The organism is Paraburkholderia sp. J7 (genome assembly GCF_905220155.1).
Lineage (GTDB): Bacteria > Pseudomonadota > Gammaproteobacteria > Burkholderiales > Burkholderiaceae > Paraburkholderia.
The window spans coordinates 25014-45478 of record NZ_CAJMYZ010000012.1 but is presented as its reverse complement, the minus strand read 5'-3'; the positions used below and the strand labels follow the sequence as shown (position 1 = coordinate 45478).

Below are 20465 nucleotides of genomic sequence, written 5' to 3'. Positions count from 1 at the left end.
GCGGGCAAGCGGGCGTCAGTTGACGAAAATCAAGGTTCTAACTGTCCGAGACCGCGCAAACGTTTGCGTTTCCACTAGTACGAATATCAGGGCGGCATCATGTGTCGCGCGCTTGCGACAAACTTGATGCGCATAAACTTTTATATGTGGAATCACATAATCTAGTTTACTGGACAGATAAATCCATTAAACTGGACGTCATGGATATCCACACCAACATCTCCCGCCGCCTGCGCGAACTACGCGACGCCAAAGGCTGGTCGCTCGAAGCGCTGGCCGAGCGCAGTTCGGTTAGCCGCTCGAACATCTCGCTCATCGAACGCGGCGAGAGCAGCCCCACGGCCGTCGTGCTCGACAAGCTCGCCACGGCACTTGGCGTCTCGCTTGCGTCGCTCTTCGAGACGCCGGGCGACGAAGCACGACAGGTCCCCTCCCCGCATGCCGCGGCCCGCGATCAAGCGGTTTGGACCGATCCCGAATCGGGCTACGTGCGGCGCAATCTCTCGCCGGCCGCGTGGTCGCCCATCCAGCTCGTGGAAGTGCACTTTCCGCCAGGCCAGCGCGTGGCCTACGACACGAGCCTGCGCGACGCGGAAATTTATCAGCAGGTTTGGGTCATGGAAGGCGCGATGGAGATGACGGTTGGCGAGCGCCTGTGGCGGCTCGAAACCGGCGACTGCCTCGCCATGCGCCTCGACTGCCCTATCGTCTATCGCAATCCCACGAGCGAACCGGCGCGGTACGTCGTCGCGCTATGCAGGATCACTAATTGACCGGATTCGAATTCACATGAACGAAACCATCGAGATACGCCGCCTCACCGCCGAGCAGGCGCACGCCGCCTCACCCGCGCTTGCGGATGTGCTCATCGACTGCGTGGAGGGTGGCGCCTCGGTGAGCTTCATGTGGCCCATTTCGCGCGATACGGCGCTTGCGTTCTGGCGCGAGGTCGCGCAAGGCGTGGCGCGCGGCGAACGCATTCTGCTCGCGGCCGAAGACGCGCAGCAGCGCATCGTGGGCACGGCCCAGCTCGTGACGGCACAACCCGCGAACCAGCAGCATCGCGCCGATGTCGCCAAGGTGCTGGTGCATCGCGCCGCGCGCGGGAACGGCGTAGGGCTGCGCCTCATGCGGGCAATCGACGCGGCGGCGCGGGAAGCGGGCAAATCGGTGCTGGTGCTCGACACCGTGACAGGCGGCGTAGCCGAGCGGCTCTATGCGCGCGCAGGATGGCAGCGCGTAGGCGCCGTGCCGAACTACGCGCTGATGCCGGACGGCACCTTCTGCGGCACGACGTTCTATCACAAGCAACTGGCAAGCAGCTAACGTGGCAGGCTGCTAACGCGAAGCCGGTTCATCGTGCGTTCACCCAACCATGGGGCGACGGTACGAATGGAACGAGTACGAACACGGGCACGGGCAGCGCGCACTCATTTGCCGTATTCGGCCGCGTACCGGCGTGGCTCAATACCTGCCCGGTTTTAGAATATTGCCGATTGCCAACGCCAAACCATCGGGATTGTCATAGGCCATCATATGCTCGGCGTTGGCGACGAGTTCGACGCTACAGCCCGCTCGCTCGAATCGGGCAATATCCTCGCGCGTTGCCGTATCCGGAAGAATTACCCCCTTTTTCGTATTCAGCCTGGCGAGGTCTTCGAGCCAGCTTCCCGAGTTGTCTTCCAATGCGGACTTTGCCCATTGATATAGGGCATGAGGCGACGCAACGGAAAACGGGCCCAGCCAGGCGTCATTGCCGCCCTCGGCTTTCAATTGCGCCAGAAGCTGCACAAACCCGCCATTGATGAATTCCGTTTCGGTCGACGATGTCATTTCCGACAGCCTCGCAATACCGTAATCGGTGAGCCCCGGTGCACACAAGATCAGCGTTCTGAGCTTGCCTGGCAGGCATTTCGCCAGCTTCAAGGCAATGAATGCACCGGCACTGTGACCGAAGAGATCCACCTGCGTGAACGGCTCGGCAGCAACGAATTTTTCCAGAACGGCCGCCTGTGCCGTGGAGGTATAGGTTCCGTCCTCTGGCTTATCGCTGAACCCCGCGCCCATGAGATCGACGAGTATCGATCTGCATTTCGAATAAGACCTGGACGTCACGACCGGCGGATAGTCGCTACTCGAAGCACATCCCAAGCCGTGAATAAAGACGAGCGGATCGAATGTGCTCGTACCGCAATGCATATCGATGTAACGAAGAATGTTGCCTCTGTCGTCTACGGTGAACGTATTCACACACCTCCCCACGAAGCGATATCGAACTCACGATACCCCAACGTGGAATACCTATGGAAATTCACTACATCGCTCATGACCTGAAATACGCTTTGGGACAATGCAACGACACCGCAACGCGACTCGCATCACTCACGCATGCTCCACCGCGCGCAACGCCTCCGAAGGCCGCATGCCGAACATGCGCCGGTAGTCGGTGGCGAACTGGCTCAGATGCCAGAAGCCCCAGGCCGCTGCGACGTCCTGCACCGAGCCGGCCGCGCGTCCGCACAAATCGCGCCGGGCGCCGTTCAGGCGCAGCGCGCGCAAATAAGTGGCGGGCGCCATGCCGAGCACGTCCTGAAAACAGTACTGGAGCGTACGACGGCTCACGTGCAACTGCTCGCAAAGCTCCGGCACGCCAACAGGCCGCGCGCGATGCGCGAGCACATAGTCACGTGCCTGCGCGACGATCCAGCGGCGTCGTGACGCGGGCTCGACAACCGCCTCGCCGCTGGTCGCGCAGGCATCGAACAGCGCGGCGAGCACTTCGGCCTGGACTTCATTGCGCTCGAACTCCGAAAGCGGGCCGTTTGGCGCGTGGGCATGCGCGTGTCCGCCGTCGTCGAGACGCCTTGCGAGCAGCGAGCAAAGGCGCTCGATACGTGCGGCGCCAGCGTGCACGATGGGCGTGCCCGGCAGACGTTCGTCAAGCGACGCGCGCTCGACCGAAGCCGCATAGTGGCGCAGCACGTCGCCGCGCACGACCACGCCGTAGATCGAAAATTGCGCCGGCGTGAGCAGTTCGAATTCGACGTTGCCAGGGCGCAGCGCAAACGCGTTCGCGCCGATAGGCTGCGCGTCGATACGCGCATGACCTTCGCGCGCGACCGGTATGCCGAACCACCAGGTATCGCCGCGCACTTCGCACGCCTGCCGCAGCGTGTGGCTCGTGGTCTCGCGAAACACCTTCATGGTGTCGAGCGGCAACTCGGTGAGCGTGCCGACAAAGCGGCCCGCGGCGAGCTGGTCGTAGGTCTGACGCCACCCCACGAGATTGCGCGCCTGCTCGTCGGCGTCGTGCGCGACGCTGACCACCGCACGGCCTGCGGGCACTTCCGCGCCCAGCGCGTTGCGCCGCGTTTCCTCGGCCGTGGCTTCGGTCCGCTCAGCCAATTCGTTCATGGTTGCCTCCCAGCTCGCACTTGCATCTGTCGATCGTCGAATGATGCAAGAGTCGCGCCAGCCCGAGCAATATGCCGAAAGGCCAAACCGCGCGGCAGGCTGCTCCACGGCGGCGCAATGGCCTGTTACCGGAGTGCTCAATCACGGCACAGGCGGCGACGCGCACCGCCGCGGTGCGTGAAGGGTCGCGCAAGGCTGCGGCGAACCACATGGCATGCCGCACGCGGGCTCACGCCGAACCAAGCTGACCTGCCCCCGCATTGCCCGGCAACGTCGCGTCGCTATCGTCCTTGAGTCCGACGCCGGTCAGCCCGAGCCGCCGCGCGTGCGTGAGGAGGTAATGCAGCTTGTGAGCGGCCGCCTCGTAGGGCAGGCCTTCGGGCCGCACGTTCGAAATGCAGTTGCGCTGGGCGTCGTGGCATCCCACTTTCGGCGCATAGGTGAGGTAAACGCCGAGGCTGTCGGGCGAGCTGAGTCCGGGCCGCTCGCCTATGAGCATTGCAACGAGCTTCGCGCCCAGCAGTTCGCCAATCTCGTCGCCAAGCGCAACGCGCGCCTGGCGCGCAACGACCACGGGACCGATGCGCCAGCCTGCAAGGCGCGCACGCACGGCGAGCAGCAACGGAACGGCCTGCTTCGCCGCAGCGAACGCCGAAAGGCCGTCGCCGATCACGAATACGACTTCGGGCGGTTCACCGTTCGAGCCGGCTGCGGTGGAACCGGCCAACGCGGCCAACTCGGCCCGGCTTGCCTCCGACAAGCGCCGCCCCAGATCCGGCCTGCGCAAATAATGCTGCCGGTCGGGCGCCGCGCTCTCCACACCGAGCGTTGCGAATCCCTCGGCTTCGAGCGTGCGCCGCAGGGCTTCGGCGTCCAGCGGCTGATGCACGGCGTCGCGCGCCTGCGCGTGCGAGAGATTGAACGCGAGCAGCGGTGCAGTGGGCAGGCCGTTGCCCGCACGCCCGAGCGCAATGCGCGCGTTCGTGAATGCCTTCAGTCCGCCCCAGGGGTTCTTTTCGACGGCGTCGCTCATGCGTCGATCCCCATCCATTCGTGCGCGCCCGCGAGCAACGGCACGCGCGTCGAGCCGGGCAGGAGCGCACCTTTGGAGTCGACGATTTCCATCGTCTCCAGCCACTCCTCGAATTCCGGAGCGCGGCGCAGGCCGAGCAGGTCGCGCACATAGAGCGCGTCGTGAAACGAGGTGCTCTGATAGTTGAGCATCACGTCGTCCGCGCCTGGAATTCCCATGATGAAGTTGATGCCCGCCGCGCCCAGCAGCGTGAGCAGCGCGTCCATGTCGTCCTGATCGGCTTCGGCGTGATTCGTGTAGCAGATGTCGCAGCCCATTGGCACGCCCAGCAGCTTGCCGCAGAAGTGATCTTCCAGACCCGCGCGAATGATCTGCTTTCCGTCGTACAAATACTCGGGGCCGATGAAGCCCACCACCGTATTGACCAGAAACGGCTCGAACTTGCGCGCAACCGCATAGGCGCGCACCTCGCACGTTTGCTGGTCTACGCCGTAATGCGCATTCGCCGAAAGCGCGCTGCCCTGGCCCGTCTCGAAGTACATGAGGTTGTTGCCGACCGTGCCGCGCTTGAGCGACAGCGCAGCCTCGCGCGCCTCTTTCAGCAGCGCGAGCGAAATGCCGAAGCTCGCGTTTGCTTTTTCAGTACCCGCTATCGACTGAAACACGAGGTCGACCGGCGCGCCCTTTTCGATTGCCGCAATCGTGTTCGTGACGTGCGTGAGCACGCAGGACTGCGTAGGCACGCGGTAACGCTCGCGAAAACCGTCGATCATCGCGAGCAGCTTCACGATGGCCGCGAGGCTGTCCGTTGCGGGATTGATGCCGATCATCGCGTCGCCGCAGCCGTACATCAGGCCGTCGAGCATCGAGGCGGCAATGCCCTTCACGTCGTCGGTGGGATGATTCGGCTGCAAGCGCACCGACATGCGGCCCGGCAATCCAACCGTGTTGCGAAAGCGCGTGACCACGGGGCGCTTTTTGGCCACCGCGATCAGGTCCTGATTGCGCATGAGCTTCGACACGGCGGCAACCATCTCGGGCGTAAGGCCTGGCGCCAGGCGCTCGAGCGTTTCGGTATTTGCTGCGCCGGAAAGCAGCCAGTCACGAAAGTCGCCAACGCTCAGGTGCGACACAGCGGCGAACGCCGCTGCGTCGTGATCGTCGACGATGAGGCGCGTGACCTCGTCGTTCTCGTAGGGGACCAGCGCCTCCGAAAGAAACGCCTTCAGCGGCACCGCGGCCAGCGCCATTTTCGCGGCCACGCGCTCCTCTTCGCTCGCCGCCGCCACGCCGGCCAGCTGGTCGCCGGAGCGCAGCGGGCTAGCCTTCGCGAGCAGCGTCTTGAGGTCCGCGAAGCGGTAGGTGCGCGCGCCGATCGTCTCCGTATATTGCATGTGATGGACTCCTGCAAATCTCGCGGCTCACTCCTCGAGCAGCGCTTCACCCGGCATGGCGTCGCGCTGGCTGCGCGTGGCGAGGAAATAGCCATAGCCGAGCGCGAGAAACACCACGAACACTCCCGCGACCAGCGCGTTGAAATACACCATCGTGCCGAGGCAAACGACTGCGGCCACGAGCGCAAACGCCGGAAAGTACGGGTAAAGCGGCGCGCGGAACGGCCGGTCCATGGCCGGCTGCATGCGGCGCAGCTTGAAGAGCGCCGCCATGCTGACAATGTACATCACGATCGCGCCGAATACCGACATCGTGACGATGTTGGCCGTGAGCGTCTGGCCGCCGAACTGGATCAGCTCGTCGCTGTAGATTGCGGCGATGCCCACCACGCCGCCCGCGAGAATCGCGCGATAAGGCGTCTTGAAGCGCGGGTGGATCTTCGCGAGCCACGCGGGCAGATAGCCTTCGCGGGCGAGCGCGAAGATCTGCCGCGAATAGCCGAGGATGATGCCGTGAAACGAGGCGACGAGCCCGAAGAGGCCGAGCCAGACGAGCATGTGCATCCAGCCGCTATGCTCGCCCACGATGAACTTCATGGCTTGCGGCAGCGGGTCGTTGATGTTGGCGAGCTTGGTCCAGTCGCCCGCCCCGCCCGCGAACACCATCACGCCCACGGCCAGCGCGACGAGCGTGAGAATGCCGGCCACGTAGGCGATGGGAATCGAGCGGCGCGGGTTCTTCGCTTCTTCTGCCGCCATGGCCACGCCTTCGATCGCGAGGAAAAACCAGATGGCGAACGGAATCGCGGCGAACATGCCGTTGAACGACCCAAGCGAGAAGTGGTCGCTACCGGACCAGCCGCCCTTCATGAAGTTGCTCCACGCGAAACCCGGCGACACCACGCCCATGAACACGAGCAGCTCGAAAATGGCGAGCAGCGTGACGATCAGCTCGAAGGTCGCGGCGATCTGCACGCCCACGATATTGAGCGCCATGAAGACGAGGTACGCGCCCATGGCCGCGTGCTTGGGTTCGAGCCCGGGGAACTGCACGTGCAGGTAGGCGCCGATCGCAAGCGCGATGGCGGGCGGCGCGAACACGAACTCCACGAGCGTGGCCGCGCCTGCCAGGTACCCGCCGGTCGGGCCGAACGCGCGGCGGGCATAGGCGAAAGGCCCGCCCGCGTGCGGAATGGAGGTAGTGAGTTCGGTGAAGCTGAAGATGAACGTGGTGTACATCGCCGCGACGAACAGTGCCGTGACGACGAAGCCGAGCGTGCCGGCGCTGGCCCAGCCGTAGCTCCAGCCGAAGTACTCGCCCGAAATCACGAGGCCGACTGCGATGCCCCACAACTGCCACGTGCCGAGCGTTTGATTCAGTGCCGGCGCGCCGGCCTTGCCGCCCGCTGCGGGGCGTGCGTTCGACTCGCGTTGCATGGTTCTCTCCCTGTGGATGGCCCGGGCAGCCAGCCCTGGCCGCCACGGATGCGTGAAACCATGCTATTGGGTCATTAATCGACGTGTTATCGAAAATCGGCAAATCGTGGCCGCGCGCTTCCTTGCGGCAACCTTTCTATCGTTGCACCTAAAGCAACGGGTCCATCAGCGCGACCTGCTGCGCGAAGCGCTGCTTGTCCTCGCCCTGCAAGGGGTCACGATGCGGCAGGTCGACGGTGAGCGGATCCTGCGCGACCTGATCCACGTGCACCTCGTAGTGCAGATGCGGACCGGTCGCCCAGCCCGTCGCGCCCACATAGCCGATCACCTGCCCCTTGGTCACCGTCTGCCCGACCTTCAAATGCTTCGCAAAGCGCGAGAGATGCGCGAAGGTCGTGGAGTAAGGGCCGAAGTTGTCGAGCTTCACGACCTTGCCGTAGCCCGTTTGCCAGCCGGCGAACATCACAGTGCCGCGCGCGGTCGCGTGAACCGGTGTGCCCACGGGCGCCGCGAGATCGACGCCTTCGTGCGGCTGGATGCGGTGCGTGACCGGATCGAGCCGTCGCAGCGAGAAATGCGAAGACACGCGCGTGAACGTCACGGGAAACCGCAAGAATGACGGCATGGCCGCGTGGCCATCGGCGGAATAGTAAAACGCCTTGCCCGCGAGGTTCCGATAGAGAAAAAGATCGTGCGAGACGTTGCCGTTCGAGATGCGGATCGCAACCGGCGTGTCGGGGGAAGACTGTGCGTCTTGTGTCGCGCCGGCATTCGAAGCGCTCACGCCGTTTGAATCTTTTGCGCCGTTTTCGTCGTTTGCGCCGTTCGCATCGTTGCGAAACACGAAGCGGATTTCGCTGCCGCGTTGCAGATCGCGCCGGAAATCGAGCCGGCCCGAAAATGCGCGCGCCAGCCGGGCCGTCGTCGCCGCATCGAGGCCGAGGCGCTGGGCCGCCTCCGAGAAGCTGTACTCGACCACGGCGGTTTCCACACGAAACGCCGGCGCGGTTTCGCTCGCGGGCGCCGCGCTCGCCGCCGCCTGCGACGCCGCATCATGCGCCGGCGCGGCGGACGTCACCGCCGCCGCGCCGGTTAGCGGATCGTCGGTCGCAACACCCGCGTGCCGATGTGCAAGCCACGCGGCGCTCGTCAAACCGATTGCAGACACAACGATGAGTTTCCCCGCGAAGCCCGGGGAGGCCGCTATTGCACGAAAAGCCATGAATCGAATGACGGATTGCAGAGCAGAGAAACGCAAGCGAACGCCGCGCTTCTCGAGGTGAAATCGGAAGTGAGATCGATGGCCGCTTCGTTCGATTAGCGAGCATCGATGATGCGAAGCGCTTCAAAATAAATGCCCTTTCTTAAACGAAACTTAAGACAGGTCAAAGAGCAGAACATTCTTCCGATTTGCTGAGCAATGGCTCCCGGGAACGCCGCTTGCTAGATGCCACGGCGCAGAAAATGCGTACCTGTACGCGAGTTTTCTGTCACTTTTATAAAACGGGAAATGCTACCGAAATCATTTCATCTGGATACCTTATTAATTTCCCGAAATGACACGCCGAATGCAATCAAGCCCGTTATCCGTTCAGTCGCGATCGTTCCCCAAGGTAGACGCACCCAATCGAATGCTCTATACTGATCTCGTTTCGATCACAACGAAGTCGTTCTCGTGTGCATTGAGGCACATGGTCCACGCTAAAGGACCACTGTGTCGCAAGCGCCATTCAAACGGGCCTCCGGCCCTCGCGTAGCGGCTTAAAGCCCTCGCATCCATGCCGCCATCAGGCGGTTTCCTGCTTCAGCGCGCATCGATTTTCTCGACGCCGTTGAGCTGAACATGACAACCAGAAGAACGCGAATCGCGCGTTCACGCGACTGCCGCCACGTAGCCATCGTGCGCGGGCGGGCTGGCTTTCGTCCGCTTTTTTGTCCGTTGTTTTCGTCGGTTCCAATCGCGGCCATGCCGGGATCACGAACTTCCTTCGCGGCGCCCCCGGCATCTTCATGGGCGTCCCCGCTGCGCAGCGTTGCGCCGCGCGGCACAAGAACAAGGAGGCGTACCTTCATGACTCGACGCTCTGCCCTGCTCGCGGGCAGCCTGATCGCCCTTGCCGCCCTTGCGTGGGCACTCTCGCGCGCCATTGGCGCGGATACGTGGCACAGCCACGCAGGCGACCTCGCCTACTACACCGGGCGGCACCTGCTGCTCGTCGGCTATTCGATGGCGCTCGCCATCATGGTTGGCGTGCCCGCAGGCGTGCTGCTTAGTCGACCGCGCTTCGCGCGCCAAGCCGAACGCTTCATGCAGATCTTCAATGTGGGCAACACGATTCCATCGCTCGCGGTACTGGCCATTGCGCTCGGCGTGTTCGGCATCGGCGACATTCCTGCGATCGTCGCCCTCTTTCTCGCGTCGCTCCTGCCCGTCACGCGCAATACTTACGAAGGCGTGAAAAACGTGCCGGGCGCGCTGCGCGAAGCCGCGCGCGGCATCGGCATGACGGGATGGCAATCGCTCACGCGCGTGGAGCTGCCCAATGCGCTGCCCATTATCGTGGGCGGCGTGCGCACCGCGCTCGCCATTAACGTGGGCACGGCGCCGCTTGCTTATCTGATTGGCGCGGACAGCCTCGGCTCGCTCATTTTCCCCGGCATCTATTTGAACGATCAGCCCTTGCTGCTGCTCGGCGCCGCGTTCACCGCCGCGCTCGCGCTCGTGCTCGACGGCGTGGTCGCCGCCAGCAGTCATCAGTGGCTCTCGCGTCACGGAGGGCTCGTATGATGCTCACGTCACCCTTCCAACGCCTGCGCCGCTTCCTTCAAGCCTTCTTGCTCGGCGCGACGCTCGTTGCCGTCAGCACGCCCGCTTTCGCGCAGCCGAAGCTCGTTTTGGGCGCGAAAAACTTCACCGAGCAATACGTGCTCGCCGAAGTCACGGCGCAATACCTGCGTTCGCGCGGCTACACCGTGGAAGTGCGATCGGGCCTCGGCAGCACGCTCATGCGCAGCGCACTGGAAAATGGCCAGTTCGACCTCGTATGGGACTACACAGGCACTGCGGCACTCGTCTACGACAAGCTAACGGAAAAGCTCTCGCCCGAAGCGATGTACGAACGCGTGAAGGCGCTCGACGCACCGCGCGGCCTCGTCTGGCTCAATGCCTCGCCGCTCAACGACACCTATGCATTAGGTCTGCCGAGCAAATTCGCGGGGGAAACGGGCATCACCACCGTCTCGCAGCTTGCGCAACGGCTGAAGACCGACCCGCAAGCCAGGCGCTACGTGTTCGGCATGGACGCTGAGTTCGCGAATCGCCCGGACGGCCTCAAGCCCCTGCTCGCCACCTACGACATGAGCTTCCGCCGCTCGCAGATGAAGCAGATGGACCCTGGCCTCGTCTACACGGCGCTGCATAACAGTCAGTTGAAGATCGGCCTTGTCTACACCACGGACGGGCGCGTGAAAGGCTTCGGCATCGTACCGCTCGAAGACGACAAGCATTTCTTCCCGCCCTACAACGCCACGCCCGTGGTGCGCAAGGAAGTGCTGGAGCACAACCCGAAGCTGGCCGCGCAGCTCAACGCGCTTTCCGCCTCTCTCAACAACGACGTGATGCAGGACATGAACAAGGCCGTGGATCTGGACGGCAAGTCCGCCCAGGAAGTGGCGGCGGATTTCCTGCGCACGCATTCGCTGCCTTGAAGGAGCCTGCATGAACGTATTCGACTATCTCGCTTCGAGCTGGCCCGAACTGCTGCAACTCACGCTGCAGCACCTGTACCTCGTAGGCATTGCCGTGGGCTGCGCGATTGTTGCGGGCGTGCCGCTCGGCGTGCTGATCAGCCGCCACGACTGGCTCGCCGCGCCGCTGCTGGGGCTCGCGACCATCATCCTCACGCTGCCCTCCATCGCGCTATTCGGCCTCATGATTCCCGTGTTCTCGCGCTTCGGGCAGGGTATTGGCGCGGTGCCCGCCATCACGGCGGTCTTCCTCTATTCGCTGCTGCCCATCATGCGCAATACGTACCTCGCGCTGCGCAACGTCGACGCTGGCATCAAGGAAGCGGGCACCGGCATTGGCATGACGTCGTGGCAGCGCCTGCGTCTCGTCGACCTGCCGCTGGCCGTGCCCGTGATTCTCGCGGGCGTGCGCACGGCGGTCGTCATGAACATTGGCGTGATGACCATTGCCGCCGTGATCGGCGCGGGCGGGCTCGGCACGCTGATCATCCGCGCCATTGGCCAGAGCAGCATGATGAAGCTGCTCGTGGGCGCGGTGCTCGTGAGCGTGCTCGCGATCGTCGCCGACCTGTTGTTGCAGATGCTGCAGCGCGCATTGACACCAAAAGGAGTACAGAAGACATGATCGAACTCGACCAACTCACGAAGACCTTCACGCAAAAAGACGGCCAGGCCGTGCGCGCCGTCGATTCGGTGAGCCTTTCGGTGGCCGAAGGCGAGATCTGTGTGTTCCTCGGCCCCTCGGGCTGCGGCAAGACCACCACGCTCAAGATGATCAACCGGCTGATCGAGCCGACCGCGGGCCGCGTGCTCATCAACGGCGAGGACACCACGGGCCTGAACGAAGTGGATCTGCGCCGCCGCATTGGCTATGTGATCCAGCAGATCGGCCTCTTTCCGAACATGACGATCGAAGAGAACATCACGGTCGTGCCGCGCCTGCTCGGCTGGGACAAGAAGCGCTGTGCCGGGCGCGCGGCGGAACTGATGTCGATGGTCGCGCTCGACCCGAAGCTGTATTTGAAGCGCTATCCGCGCGAGCTTTCGGGCGGGCAGCAGCAGCGTATCGGCGTGATACGCGCGCTGGCCGCCGACCCGCCCGTCCTGCTCATGGACGAGCCGTTCGGCGCGGTCGATCCGATCAATCGCGAAACCATCCAGAACGAGTTCTTCCAGATGCAGCGGCAACTGAAGAAGACCGTCATCATGGTGAGCCACGATATCGACGAGGCGATCAAGCTGGGCGACCGCATCGCCGTATTCCGGCGCGGCAAGCTCGTGCAATACGACCATCCCGATACCTTGCTCGCGCGCCCGCACGACGACTTCGTCGCACAGTTCGTGGGTCAGGACAGCACGCTCAAGCGGCTGCTGCTCGTGAAGGCCGGCGACGCGGCCACGCAACCGGAAACCGCACGCATGAACACGCCGCTCGCCCACGCGTTCGCCGCGATGGACGAAGCCGATTGCCGCTACCTCACCGTGCTCGACGACGCGCGGCATGCGCTCGGCTTCGTGGCGCGGCGTGCCGCGCGCGGCGCCGAAGGCGTGTGCGGCGAACGCATCACGCCGTTCCCGGCCACGGTTTCCGTCGACGACAACCTGCGCATCGTGCTCTCGAAGATGTACCAGTTCCGCGCCTCGTGGATGCCGGTGCTCGACGCCGAAGGCGCCTACGTTGGCGAGATCACGCAGGATTCGATCGCCGACTATCTGAGTTCGGGCCGCTCGCGGCAGCAGACCGGACAGCCACCGGGCGCGGCGGTGCGGCCGGTGGCTGCCATCGCGTGAGCGGCGGGTCATGCCAAAACGCGCTAGAACGTGGTGCGCAGGCCGACCATGACGCTGCGCCCGCCCTCGGGCGCGATGTCGCGCACCACGGAACTCGCATAGCGCACGTCCTGATTCGTGAGATTGTCGCCGCGCACGTATGCTAGCCAGTTCGTTGCGCCCACATGGAATTTGTACGTGAGCGCCAGCGCAAGCGTGGTGTAGCCTGCCGTCGGCAAATCGTCTTCGGGCACGCGGTTTTGCGCCCATGCGTGCACGAGTTCGGCGTGCGCGCCGAACGGGCCGTAGCCGTAGTCGGCGTTTAGCGTCGCGCGCAACGGTGCAATGCGCGGCAGCGGCGCGCCCGTGTCCGCGTTGCGCGCGTGCGTGTAGTCGGTGGTCAAGCCAACGTCGAGACGATGCGCGCCGCGCTCGAGCACCCGCCAGCGCCCTTCCAGTTCCACGCCATAGAACTCCGCGGGCACGCCGCGATAAACGGCCTCGTTGAGCGCATCCGCGGTGCCGGCGGGCACGGGCGTGTCGTCGTCGTTCACGAGGCGGCCCGTGTTGTACTCCGTGAGGTAATTGCGAAAACGGCTGTAGAACACGCCCGCGCTCGCCTTGTTCGCACCGCTCGCATAGCGCAGCGAGAGATCCGTGGAAATGGCCTTTTCCTTCTGCGCGTCGGGGTTGCCGATCAAGTACTGGCCGGTCGCGTCGTGCGGGCCGTTGGCATAAAGCTCATAGAAGGTGGGCGCGCGCTCGGTGTACGCGACGTTGCCCACCACCGACCATACCGGCGTGAGCTTGTAGAGCGCGCCCGCCGAGAGGCTGCCCGCGTTGAAGTCGCGCGATTGCGCGCCCGCGAACTTTGTGCCGTCTTCGCCCGCCACCGGATCGAGCTTCACATGTTCGATGCGCCCGCCCAGACTCAGCTTGAGCGCCGGCGTCACATTCCACTCCTCCAGACCGAACAGCGCGACATTGGTGGTTTGCGTGGTCGGCACGAGCGCCTCATCGCCCAATGCCGAGAACGTGTTCTGGCTCACCTGCACGCCAAACGCGCCCTCCAGCGGCCCGAGCTTCGCGTGGCGTGCCTCGAGCCGCGCTTCGTAGCCGTGATTGCGGAACGTCGTGCTCGTTTCGCCGTTGTCGATCTCGCGATGTTCGTAGTCCGTATAACCGAAGTCGAACTTGAGCTGGCTGATCGGCCCCTGCAGGTTGCGCACTTCGGAGGCGAGCGCGACGTGGTCCTGATGCATGCGCAGGCGCACGTCGTCTTCGGCCACCGAGCCGTAGTTCGCGTCGAACCCGTTGTACGAGATGCCTGCGTAGCCGTCGGCCCAGGTGTACGACGAGCCGACCGCGCCGCCGTGCCAGCGGCCGTCGCTGTTCGGGATGCTGCCGTAGGGCTCGGCGGCATCGGGGCCGTCCAGCGCGCGTTGCTGCGCCGAGTGCGCGTAGCCGGGTATGCGCTGATTGCTCGTGTCGCGGTCGAACGCGTCCACGTGGAAGGCGAAACCGCCGTTGCCGCCTTCCACCTGGGCTGCGCCTGCGCGCGCGTCGTTCGCCCCGCCGTAGCTCGCATCCACGGCGCCCGTCACGCCCGAAACCGGCTCGCGCGGAATACGGTTGTCGATCGTGTTCACCACCCCGCCAATCGCGTTGCCGCCGTACAGCAGCGCAGCCGGGCCGCGCACGATCTCGACACGCTCGATCGAAAGCGGGTCTTGCGGCACGGCGTGATCGTATGAGAGCGACGAGGCGTCGAATGCGGCCACGCCGTTTTGCAGCAGGCGAATGCGGTCGCCGTCCATACCGCGAATGATCGGCCGCCCGACCAGCGGGCCGTAGGTCGTCGTCGAAACACCCGGCAGACCGTTGAGCGTTTCGCCGAGCGAGTTGGCGCGGCGCAGGACGAGCGCATCGCCGTAAAGCGCGGTGGATGGCGTGGTGAGGTCGGTGTTGCCGAGCGGGTTCGCGGTGACGAACACCGGCGCGAGTGTCGCGCCGCCCGCCTGCGTGTCGGCGGCGTTCGTTCCGGGCGATTGGGCATGCGAGAGCACACCGCAAAGCGCGAGCGGCAAGGGAGCGAGCGGCAGGACGCGCGCGAAGCGCAGCCCCGCCAGCAGCGCGGATAAGGACGTAAATGGGATGGTCGCCACGATGTTTTCTTGTTTGCGTCGTTGGAGTGATGGGCGGCGAACGTCCGGGGCCGAGGTGGACGTACGTCGCACAGGGTTGTGGCTGCAGCTCGACGCGAATGTTACGTTATAACATTACTCATTGCGAAGGAAATTTTGACGGAGGGCTTTCAAGCTAGCGCCGCAATGCAAGATCGAAATATCCGCAAACGTCGCCCATTGCACCCCCAAGTCGCGTGAATTGACGCGCTAATCGCAACGGACTTGCACGCGTCACCGCACGCGCGCATATTCCCCAATACTGCCGGACGGACCCAACGGGGGCGCGCCATGGATCACTCGATGCGGCTCAAAAGCCTCTCCGCCGCCCTTTACGCGGTCGGCGCGATCGCCACCTTTGGCTTCTACCCGTTGATGGTGCTCTGGCCGTCCGGCTGGGCCTGGCACTCGGGCCACTCGGACTACTCGCTGATGATCGTCGGCATCTACGCCACGCTGGGCGTGTTTCTCATGCGCGCGGCACGGCGTCCGCTCGAGCATTTGAGCCTGATCTGGTTCACGGTGTGGTCGAGCGTCGTGCACGGCGCGATCATGACGGTCCAGTCGTTCATGTCGCCCGGCCATCTCGGCCATTTGATCGGCGACGTGCCCGCGCTCTTCATCGTTGCCGCCGTGCTGGCCGCGCTCACGCCGCGCCGCGTGCCAGCGGGCGCGGGCGTCCCGCCCCAATCGAGCTTGCGGACGAATTGACGCAGCGCTCAACCTGGCGGCCTCTGCGCGGCACATGGCCGCGAACAAATGCCCTCCAAACGACCTGTTCGGTAATTATTACAAACCCCATGAATTCTGTAGTAACTTAAAAATATTCGGGTTCACCCTAAATCCAGGCCGCCAGCTGTCGATATGTAAGGTGACGCCCGTTGGCGGCAGCCTGCACCGATGGGCCGCCCCGCTTGCGTTGCCCTTGGTCAAAACGGTACAGACGCATGACACTCACCATTCGAGCGCGCATCGCCCTTACGTTCGCGCTTCTCGCCCTTCTGCTCACGGTTTCCGGCGTTCTTGGCTTCATCAGCACGGAAAAGGCCAATAGCGCCAACCGCGACACCTATCGCAACAAGCTCGCCGAATCCACGGCCATCGACAACGCGGAGATCTTCATCGCGCGCACGCGCCTCGTGCTCGACCGCGTGGCGCTGCACCCCGACGCGCCCTCGGTGCCCGACCAGTTGCAGCGCGCCGCCGGCTTCTTCCAGAACTCCGACGAGTGGTGGACGAAGTTCACGCAAATGCCGCACGAGAGCGACGAGTTGCCGCTGATCGCCGCGACCACCGAGCGGCGCACGGCCATGCGCAACGCGGTAACGGACTTCACGAAGGCACTCGAATCGGGCGACAAGGCCAGCGCCGACAACATCGCGATGACGCAGCTCTCCGACCTTTACAGCGCCATGAGCGCCGCGAACAACGAGGTCAAGCAGCACCTCTACAACAACGCGAAACTGCGATATGAGGAGGCCGAAGCAAATTTCCATCTGTTCTCGGGCGTGAGCGCCGCGATGGTCGCGCTCGGCCTGATCGGCGCGGGCCTTGGCTGGGTGATGCTGCGCCGCGCGATCATGGAGCCGCTCAATTACGCGCTCACGAGCCTCAATGAAATCTCCTCGGGCAATCTCAGCCAGACGGTGCGCGCGCAGCGCCACGACGAAATGGGCCTGCTGCTCGAAAACATCGAAAAGACCCGCAAGGAGCTGGGCTCCGTAACGGGCGCGGTGCGCACGGGCAGCGAGTCGGTTTCGGTGGCCACGCGCCAGATTGCGGCGGGCATGATCGATCTCTCGGCGCGCACCGAAGAACAGGCCGCGTCGCTCCAGGAAACGGCCGCGAGCATGAACGAGCTGACCTCGGCGGTGAAGCAGAACACCGACAATGCGCGCCAGGGCAGCACGCTCGCGCAAACGGCAGCGAACGTGGCGTCGCGCGGCAGCGACGTCGTGCAGGACGTGGTGAGTACGATGAGCGAGATCGAAGGCAGCTCGCACAAGATCTCGGAGATCACGGCCATCATCGAAGGCATTGCGTTTCAGACCAATATCCTCGCGCTCAATGCGGCTGTCGAGGCCGCGCGTGCGGGCGAACAAGGGCGTGGCTTCGCCGTGGTCGCGAGCGAGGTGCGCTCGCTTGCGCAGCGCTCGGCCGCGGCGGCCAAGGAGATCAAGGACCTCATTGCGAATTCGGTGGCAACCGTTTCGCACGGCACGGAACTCGTTACCACGGCTGGCGCGACGATGGCCGAGTTGCACACGTCGGTGCAGCGCGTCACCGCCATCATGAACGAGATCGCCTCGGCCTCGGAGCAGCAGCAAAGCGGCATCGAGCAAGTCGATACCGCCGTCACGCAGATGGACGAAGTCACGCAGCAAAACGCAGCGCTCGTCGAGCAGGTGACGGCTGCGGCCCAGGCGCTCGACACGCAGTCCACCAAGCTCGCCGGCACTGTGCAGGTGTTTCGCGTCGCCTGAGGCGCAAGCTGACGTACGGATGCGGCGCGAGCGCCTTCGCGGCCTCTTATAATCGGAAATCGAAGCTGCGGCGGGCAAGGAGGAACACAGACTTTGTCCCGCCGCCGCGCTTGATCGAGTTTTCGTACGCGAAGAGGAACGCCGCATGTATATCGCCATGAACCGCTTCAAGGTCGCACCGGGCTCCGAGGCCGCATTCGAGGAAGTCTGGGCCACGCGCGACACGCACTTGAAAGAAGTGCCCGGCTTCATCGAATTTCATCTGCTCAAAGGCCCGCAACGCGAAGACCACGTGCTCTACGCGAGTCACACGATCTGGGCGAGCCACCAGCACTTCGAAGACTGGACGCGCTCCGAAGCTTTCCGCGCGGCGCACAGAAACGCGGGCAACGCAGGCGGCGCAAACCGTCCGGTCTACCTGAGCCACCCCGAATTCGAAGGCTTCGAAGTGGTGCAGACCGTGAAGTAAGCGGCGCACGCAAAGTCACGCCACCCTATCGGTAAATCCGTGCACGCGCTGCGCCAAAGCTACACGCTCGCAGCGCGCGCCGCCTCCTCGCGCGGCAACGCGCGGCACGATTCACGCGGCGATCGACGGCTGAAAAAAATGCCGCTGCGCCCCGCGCGTACCACTCTCCCCTCCTTGCCTTCCCCTGCAGCGCGTTGCTCAGCGCGCGCTTAGGCCCGAACCTTGCTTGACAGAAGCCCCCGTCCTTGCGCGCAACGGCGTTGGAAGCGCGCACCACCGCGTCCCCCACCGACGAGCCCATGAAGAAAAAGACCGCTACCCGCATCGTAGAAGGACAGCCGTTTCCACTCGGCGCCACCTGGAACGGACGCGGCGTGAACTTCGCGCTCTTCTCCGCCAACGCCACGAAGGTCGAGTTATGTCTCTTCGACAAGAACGGCCTGCGCGAGCTCGAACGCATCGAGTTACCCGAATACACCGACGAGGTGTGGCACGTGTATCTGCCCGACCTCGAACCGGGCGCCATCTATGGGTATCGCGTGCATGGGCCTTACGAGCCGCAGGCGGGCCATCGCTTCAATCCGAACAAACTGCTGCTCGATCCCTATGCGAAGGCGCACGTGGGCGCGCTGCGCTGGCATCCCGCCGTGTTCGGCTACACCATCGGCAGCCCCGACGGCGATCTCTCGTTCGATACGCGCGACAGCGCGCGCTATGTGCCGCGCTGCCGCGTGGTCGATCAGGGCTTCATCTGGCACCACCCGATGCGCGAGCGCGTAGCGCGCGAGCGCACGATCATCTACGAAACGCATGTGCGCGGCTACACGATCCGCCATCCCGACGTGCCGCCCGAAGAGCGCGGCACCTTCGCGGGACTCGCACAAACGCCGGTGCTCGAATATATCCGCGGGCTTGGCGTGACATCCGTGGAGCTAATGCCCGTTCATACCTTCGTGAACGATTCGCATCTGCTCGAACGGGGGCTCACGAACTACTGGGGCTACAACACCATCGGCTTCTTCGCGCCGGACCCGCGCTACTCTGTTGGCGCGCATGGCTCGATCGACGAATTCAAGAACATGGTGGACCGCCTGCACCAGGCGGGTCTCGAAGTGATACTCGACGTGGTGTACAACCACACGGCCGAAGGCAGCGAGCTCGGGCCCACGCTCTCGTTCAGAGGCATCGACAATGCTTCGTACTACCGGCTACCTGAAGACAGACGCTACTACATCAACGACACCGGCACGGGCAATACGCTCAACCTCTCGCACCCGCGCGTGCTGCAGATGGTCACGGACAGCCTGCGCTACTGGGTGCTCGAAATGGGCGTGGATGGTTTCCGCTTCGACCTCGCGACGATCCTCGGGCGCGAGCCCTACGGCTTCGACGAAGGCGGCGGCTTTCTCGACAGCTGCCGGCAGGACCCGATTCTCTCGAGCGTGAAGCTGATTGCCGAGCCATGGGACTGCGGGCCCGGCGGCTATCAGGTGGGCGGCTTCCCGCCCGGCTGGATGGAGTGGAACGACCGCTTTCGCGATACCACGCGTGCCTGGTGGAAAGGCGACGAAGGCATGGCCCCCGAACTCGCGACGCGCCTATGCGCCTCGGGCGACAGCTTCAACCGGCGCGGCCGGCGGCCTTGGTCCAGCGTGAACTTCGTCACGGCGCACGACGGCTTCACACTGAACGATCTGGTGTCGTACAACGAGCGCCACAACGAGGCCAACGGGGAGGAGAACCGCGACGGCCACGGCGACAATCTCTCATGGAACTGCGGCGTGGAAGGCCCGACCGACGACCCCGAAATCCGCGCGCTGCGCGAGCGCCAGAAGCGCAACTTCCTCGCCACGCTGCTGCTCTCGCAGGGCACGCCCATGCTGCTGGCGGGCGACGAGTTTGGCCGCACACAGCGCGGCAACAACAATGCGTACTGCCAGGACAACGAGGTGAGCTGGGTGGACTGGGAGGGCATCGGCGACACGGGCCGCGCTCTCGCCGACTTCGTGCGCAAGCTCACTGCACTGCGCCATGCGCTGCCGGTGCTGCGCCGCAACCGCTTTCTGATCGGCGAGCACAACGCCACGCTCGACGTCACCGACGTCGAATGGCTTTCGCCCGCGGGCGTGCCGCTCGCCCATGAGCAGTGGGACGATCCCGCCATGCGTTGCTTCGGCATGCTGATTGATGGGCGCTCGCAAACGAGCGGCATCATGCGCCTCGCCTCGGATGCGACCATGCTCATCGTGTTCAACGCCTACCACGACGTGGTGGAATTCACGCTGCCCTCCGTGCCGGGCAACGATCAGTGGAACTGCCTCATCGACACGAACATGCCTGTGCGCGACGAGTTGCCCGAATTCGAAGCCGGCGATATTTACCAGGTCACGGGGCGCTCGCTGCTGTTGTTCGCACTGCATGCGCGCGGCGCGACGCAACGCGTGTTCGCCAGGCTGGAGGAAAATCTCACGGGATGAATGGCAGGCTTTTTCGCGGACTGGCGGCGAAGCCGCCGGTCCGTTGGGCAACGCGTGG

General features: G+C 64.3%; 18 protein-coding genes. 10 read left to right on the top strand and 8 right to left on the bottom strand.

All coding sequences use genetic code 11. The features are described from left to right. The first annotated feature begins 200 nt into the window (after positions 1-200). Positions 201-773 carry an XRE family transcriptional regulator gene (locus tag U5A58_RS20185; RefSeq protein ID WP_321962756.1) on the top strand — a complete coding sequence of 191 codons (573 nt, stop codon included), beginning with the start codon at positions 201-203 and terminating at the stop codon, positions 771-773. Positions 774-789: 16 nt separating this feature from the next. Beyond that, positions 790-1326, top strand: a complete 537-nt coding sequence (locus U5A58_RS20180) for a GNAT family N-acetyltransferase (protein ID WP_321962755.1) — start codon at positions 790-792, stop codon at positions 1324-1326. Positions 1327-1464: 138 nt separating this feature from the next. Here the strand turns inward: U5A58_RS20180 and U5A58_RS20170 are convergent, their stop codons facing one another. The 7 genes from U5A58_RS20170 to U5A58_RS20140 all read right to left on the bottom strand — a co-directional run bounded on the left by U5A58_RS20170 (position 1465) and on the right by U5A58_RS20140 (position 9351). Beyond that, positions 1465-2250: an alpha/beta hydrolase gene (locus U5A58_RS20170; protein WP_321962754.1), complete on the bottom strand. Its 786-nt coding sequence runs from the start codon at positions 2248-2250 to the stop codon at positions 1465-1467. 132 nt (positions 2251-2382) lie between these two features. After that, positions 2383-3414 (bottom strand): helix-turn-helix domain-containing protein, encoded by a 1032-nt coding sequence (locus U5A58_RS20165; RefSeq protein ID WP_321962753.1) that lies wholly within the window; start codon positions 3412-3414, stop codon positions 2383-2385. A gap of 229 nt (positions 3415-3643) precedes the next feature. After that, positions 3644-4447 (bottom strand): ethanolamine ammonia-lyase subunit EutC, encoded by an 804-nt coding sequence (gene eutC / locus U5A58_RS20160; RefSeq protein ID WP_321962752.1) that lies wholly within the window; start codon positions 4445-4447, stop codon positions 3644-3646. Then, entirely contained in the window at positions 4444-5841 is a 1398-nt protein-coding gene (locus U5A58_RS20155) for an ethanolamine ammonia-lyase subunit EutB (RefSeq protein ID WP_321962751.1), read from the bottom strand. Before U5A58_RS20155 ends, eutC begins: the two co-directional genes overlap by 4 nt. Positions 5842-5868: 27 nt before the next feature. Beyond that, positions 5869-7278, bottom strand: coding sequence for an ethanolamine permease (eat, locus tag U5A58_RS20150; protein WP_321915050.1), 1410 nt, complete (start codon positions 7276-7278; stop codon positions 5869-5871). 148 nt (positions 7279-7426) lie between these two features. Then, positions 7427-8446 (bottom strand): M23 family metallopeptidase, encoded by a 1020-nt coding sequence (locus U5A58_RS20145; protein ID WP_321962750.1) that lies wholly within the window; start codon positions 8444-8446, stop codon positions 7427-7429. A 593-nt stretch (positions 8447-9039) separates the two neighbouring features. Then, a complete protein-coding gene (locus tag U5A58_RS20140; protein WP_321962749.1) occupies positions 9040-9351 on the bottom strand; it encodes a hypothetical protein in 312 nt (103 codons plus the stop codon). Here U5A58_RS20140 and U5A58_RS20135 point away from each other — a divergent pair. Genes U5A58_RS20135 through U5A58_RS20120 form a run of 4 tightly spaced genes read left to right on the top strand, consistent with a single transcriptional unit; the run spans position 9350 to position 12816 of the window. After that, positions 9350-10066 carry an ABC transporter permease gene (locus U5A58_RS20135; RefSeq protein ID WP_321962748.1) on the top strand — a complete coding sequence of 239 codons (717 nt, stop codon included), beginning with the start codon at positions 9350-9352 and terminating at the stop codon, positions 10064-10066. The two genes, U5A58_RS20140 and U5A58_RS20135, sit on opposite strands and share 2 nt — an antisense overlap. Beyond that, entirely contained in the window at positions 10063-10986 is a 924-nt protein-coding gene (locus U5A58_RS20130) for a glycine betaine ABC transporter substrate-binding protein (RefSeq protein WP_321962747.1), read from the top strand. The genes U5A58_RS20135 and U5A58_RS20130 overlap by 4 nt, the downstream gene beginning before the upstream one ends. 10 nt (positions 10987-10996) lie before the next feature. Next, complete coding sequence (locus U5A58_RS20125; protein ID WP_158763271.1) at positions 10997-11650, top strand: ABC transporter permease; 654 nt, start codon at positions 10997-10999, stop codon at positions 11648-11650. Continuing rightward, positions 11647-12816 carry an ABC transporter ATP-binding protein gene (locus tag U5A58_RS20120; protein WP_321962746.1) on the top strand — a complete coding sequence of 390 codons (1170 nt, stop codon included), beginning with the start codon at positions 11647-11649 and terminating at the stop codon, positions 12814-12816. The genes U5A58_RS20125 and U5A58_RS20120 overlap by 4 nt, the downstream gene beginning before the upstream one ends. Positions 12817-12839: 23 nt before the next feature. Here U5A58_RS20120 and U5A58_RS20115 read toward each other — a convergent pair whose 3' ends face one another. Then, positions 12840-14861: a TonB-dependent receptor gene (locus U5A58_RS20115; protein WP_415774266.1), complete on the bottom strand. Its 2022-nt coding sequence runs from the start codon at positions 14859-14861 to the stop codon at positions 12840-12842. 420 nt (positions 14862-15281) lie between these two features. Here U5A58_RS20115 and U5A58_RS20110 point away from each other — a divergent pair, with 420 nt between their 5' ends. The 4 genes from U5A58_RS20110 (at position 15282) to glgX (ending at position 20407) form a co-directional block, all read left to right on the top strand. Further along, positions 15282-15689 (top strand): DUF6632 domain-containing protein, encoded by a 408-nt coding sequence (locus U5A58_RS20110; protein ID WP_321962745.1) that lies wholly within the window; start codon positions 15282-15284, stop codon positions 15687-15689. Positions 15690-15925: 236 nt separating this feature from the next. Further along, complete coding sequence (locus U5A58_RS20105; RefSeq protein ID WP_321962744.1) at positions 15926-17461, top strand: methyl-accepting chemotaxis protein; 1536 nt, start codon at positions 15926-15928, stop codon at positions 17459-17461. Between the two features lie 145 nt (positions 17462-17606). Beyond that, positions 17607-17930 (top strand): antibiotic biosynthesis monooxygenase, encoded by a 324-nt coding sequence (locus U5A58_RS20100; RefSeq protein ID WP_321962743.1) that lies wholly within the window; start codon positions 17607-17609, stop codon positions 17928-17930. 299 nt (positions 17931-18229) lie between these two features. Further along, positions 18230-20407 (top strand): glycogen debranching protein GlgX, encoded by a 2178-nt coding sequence (gene glgX, locus U5A58_RS20095; RefSeq protein WP_321962742.1) that lies wholly within the window; start codon positions 18230-18232, stop codon positions 20405-20407. Positions 20408-20465: the final 58 nt, after the last annotated feature.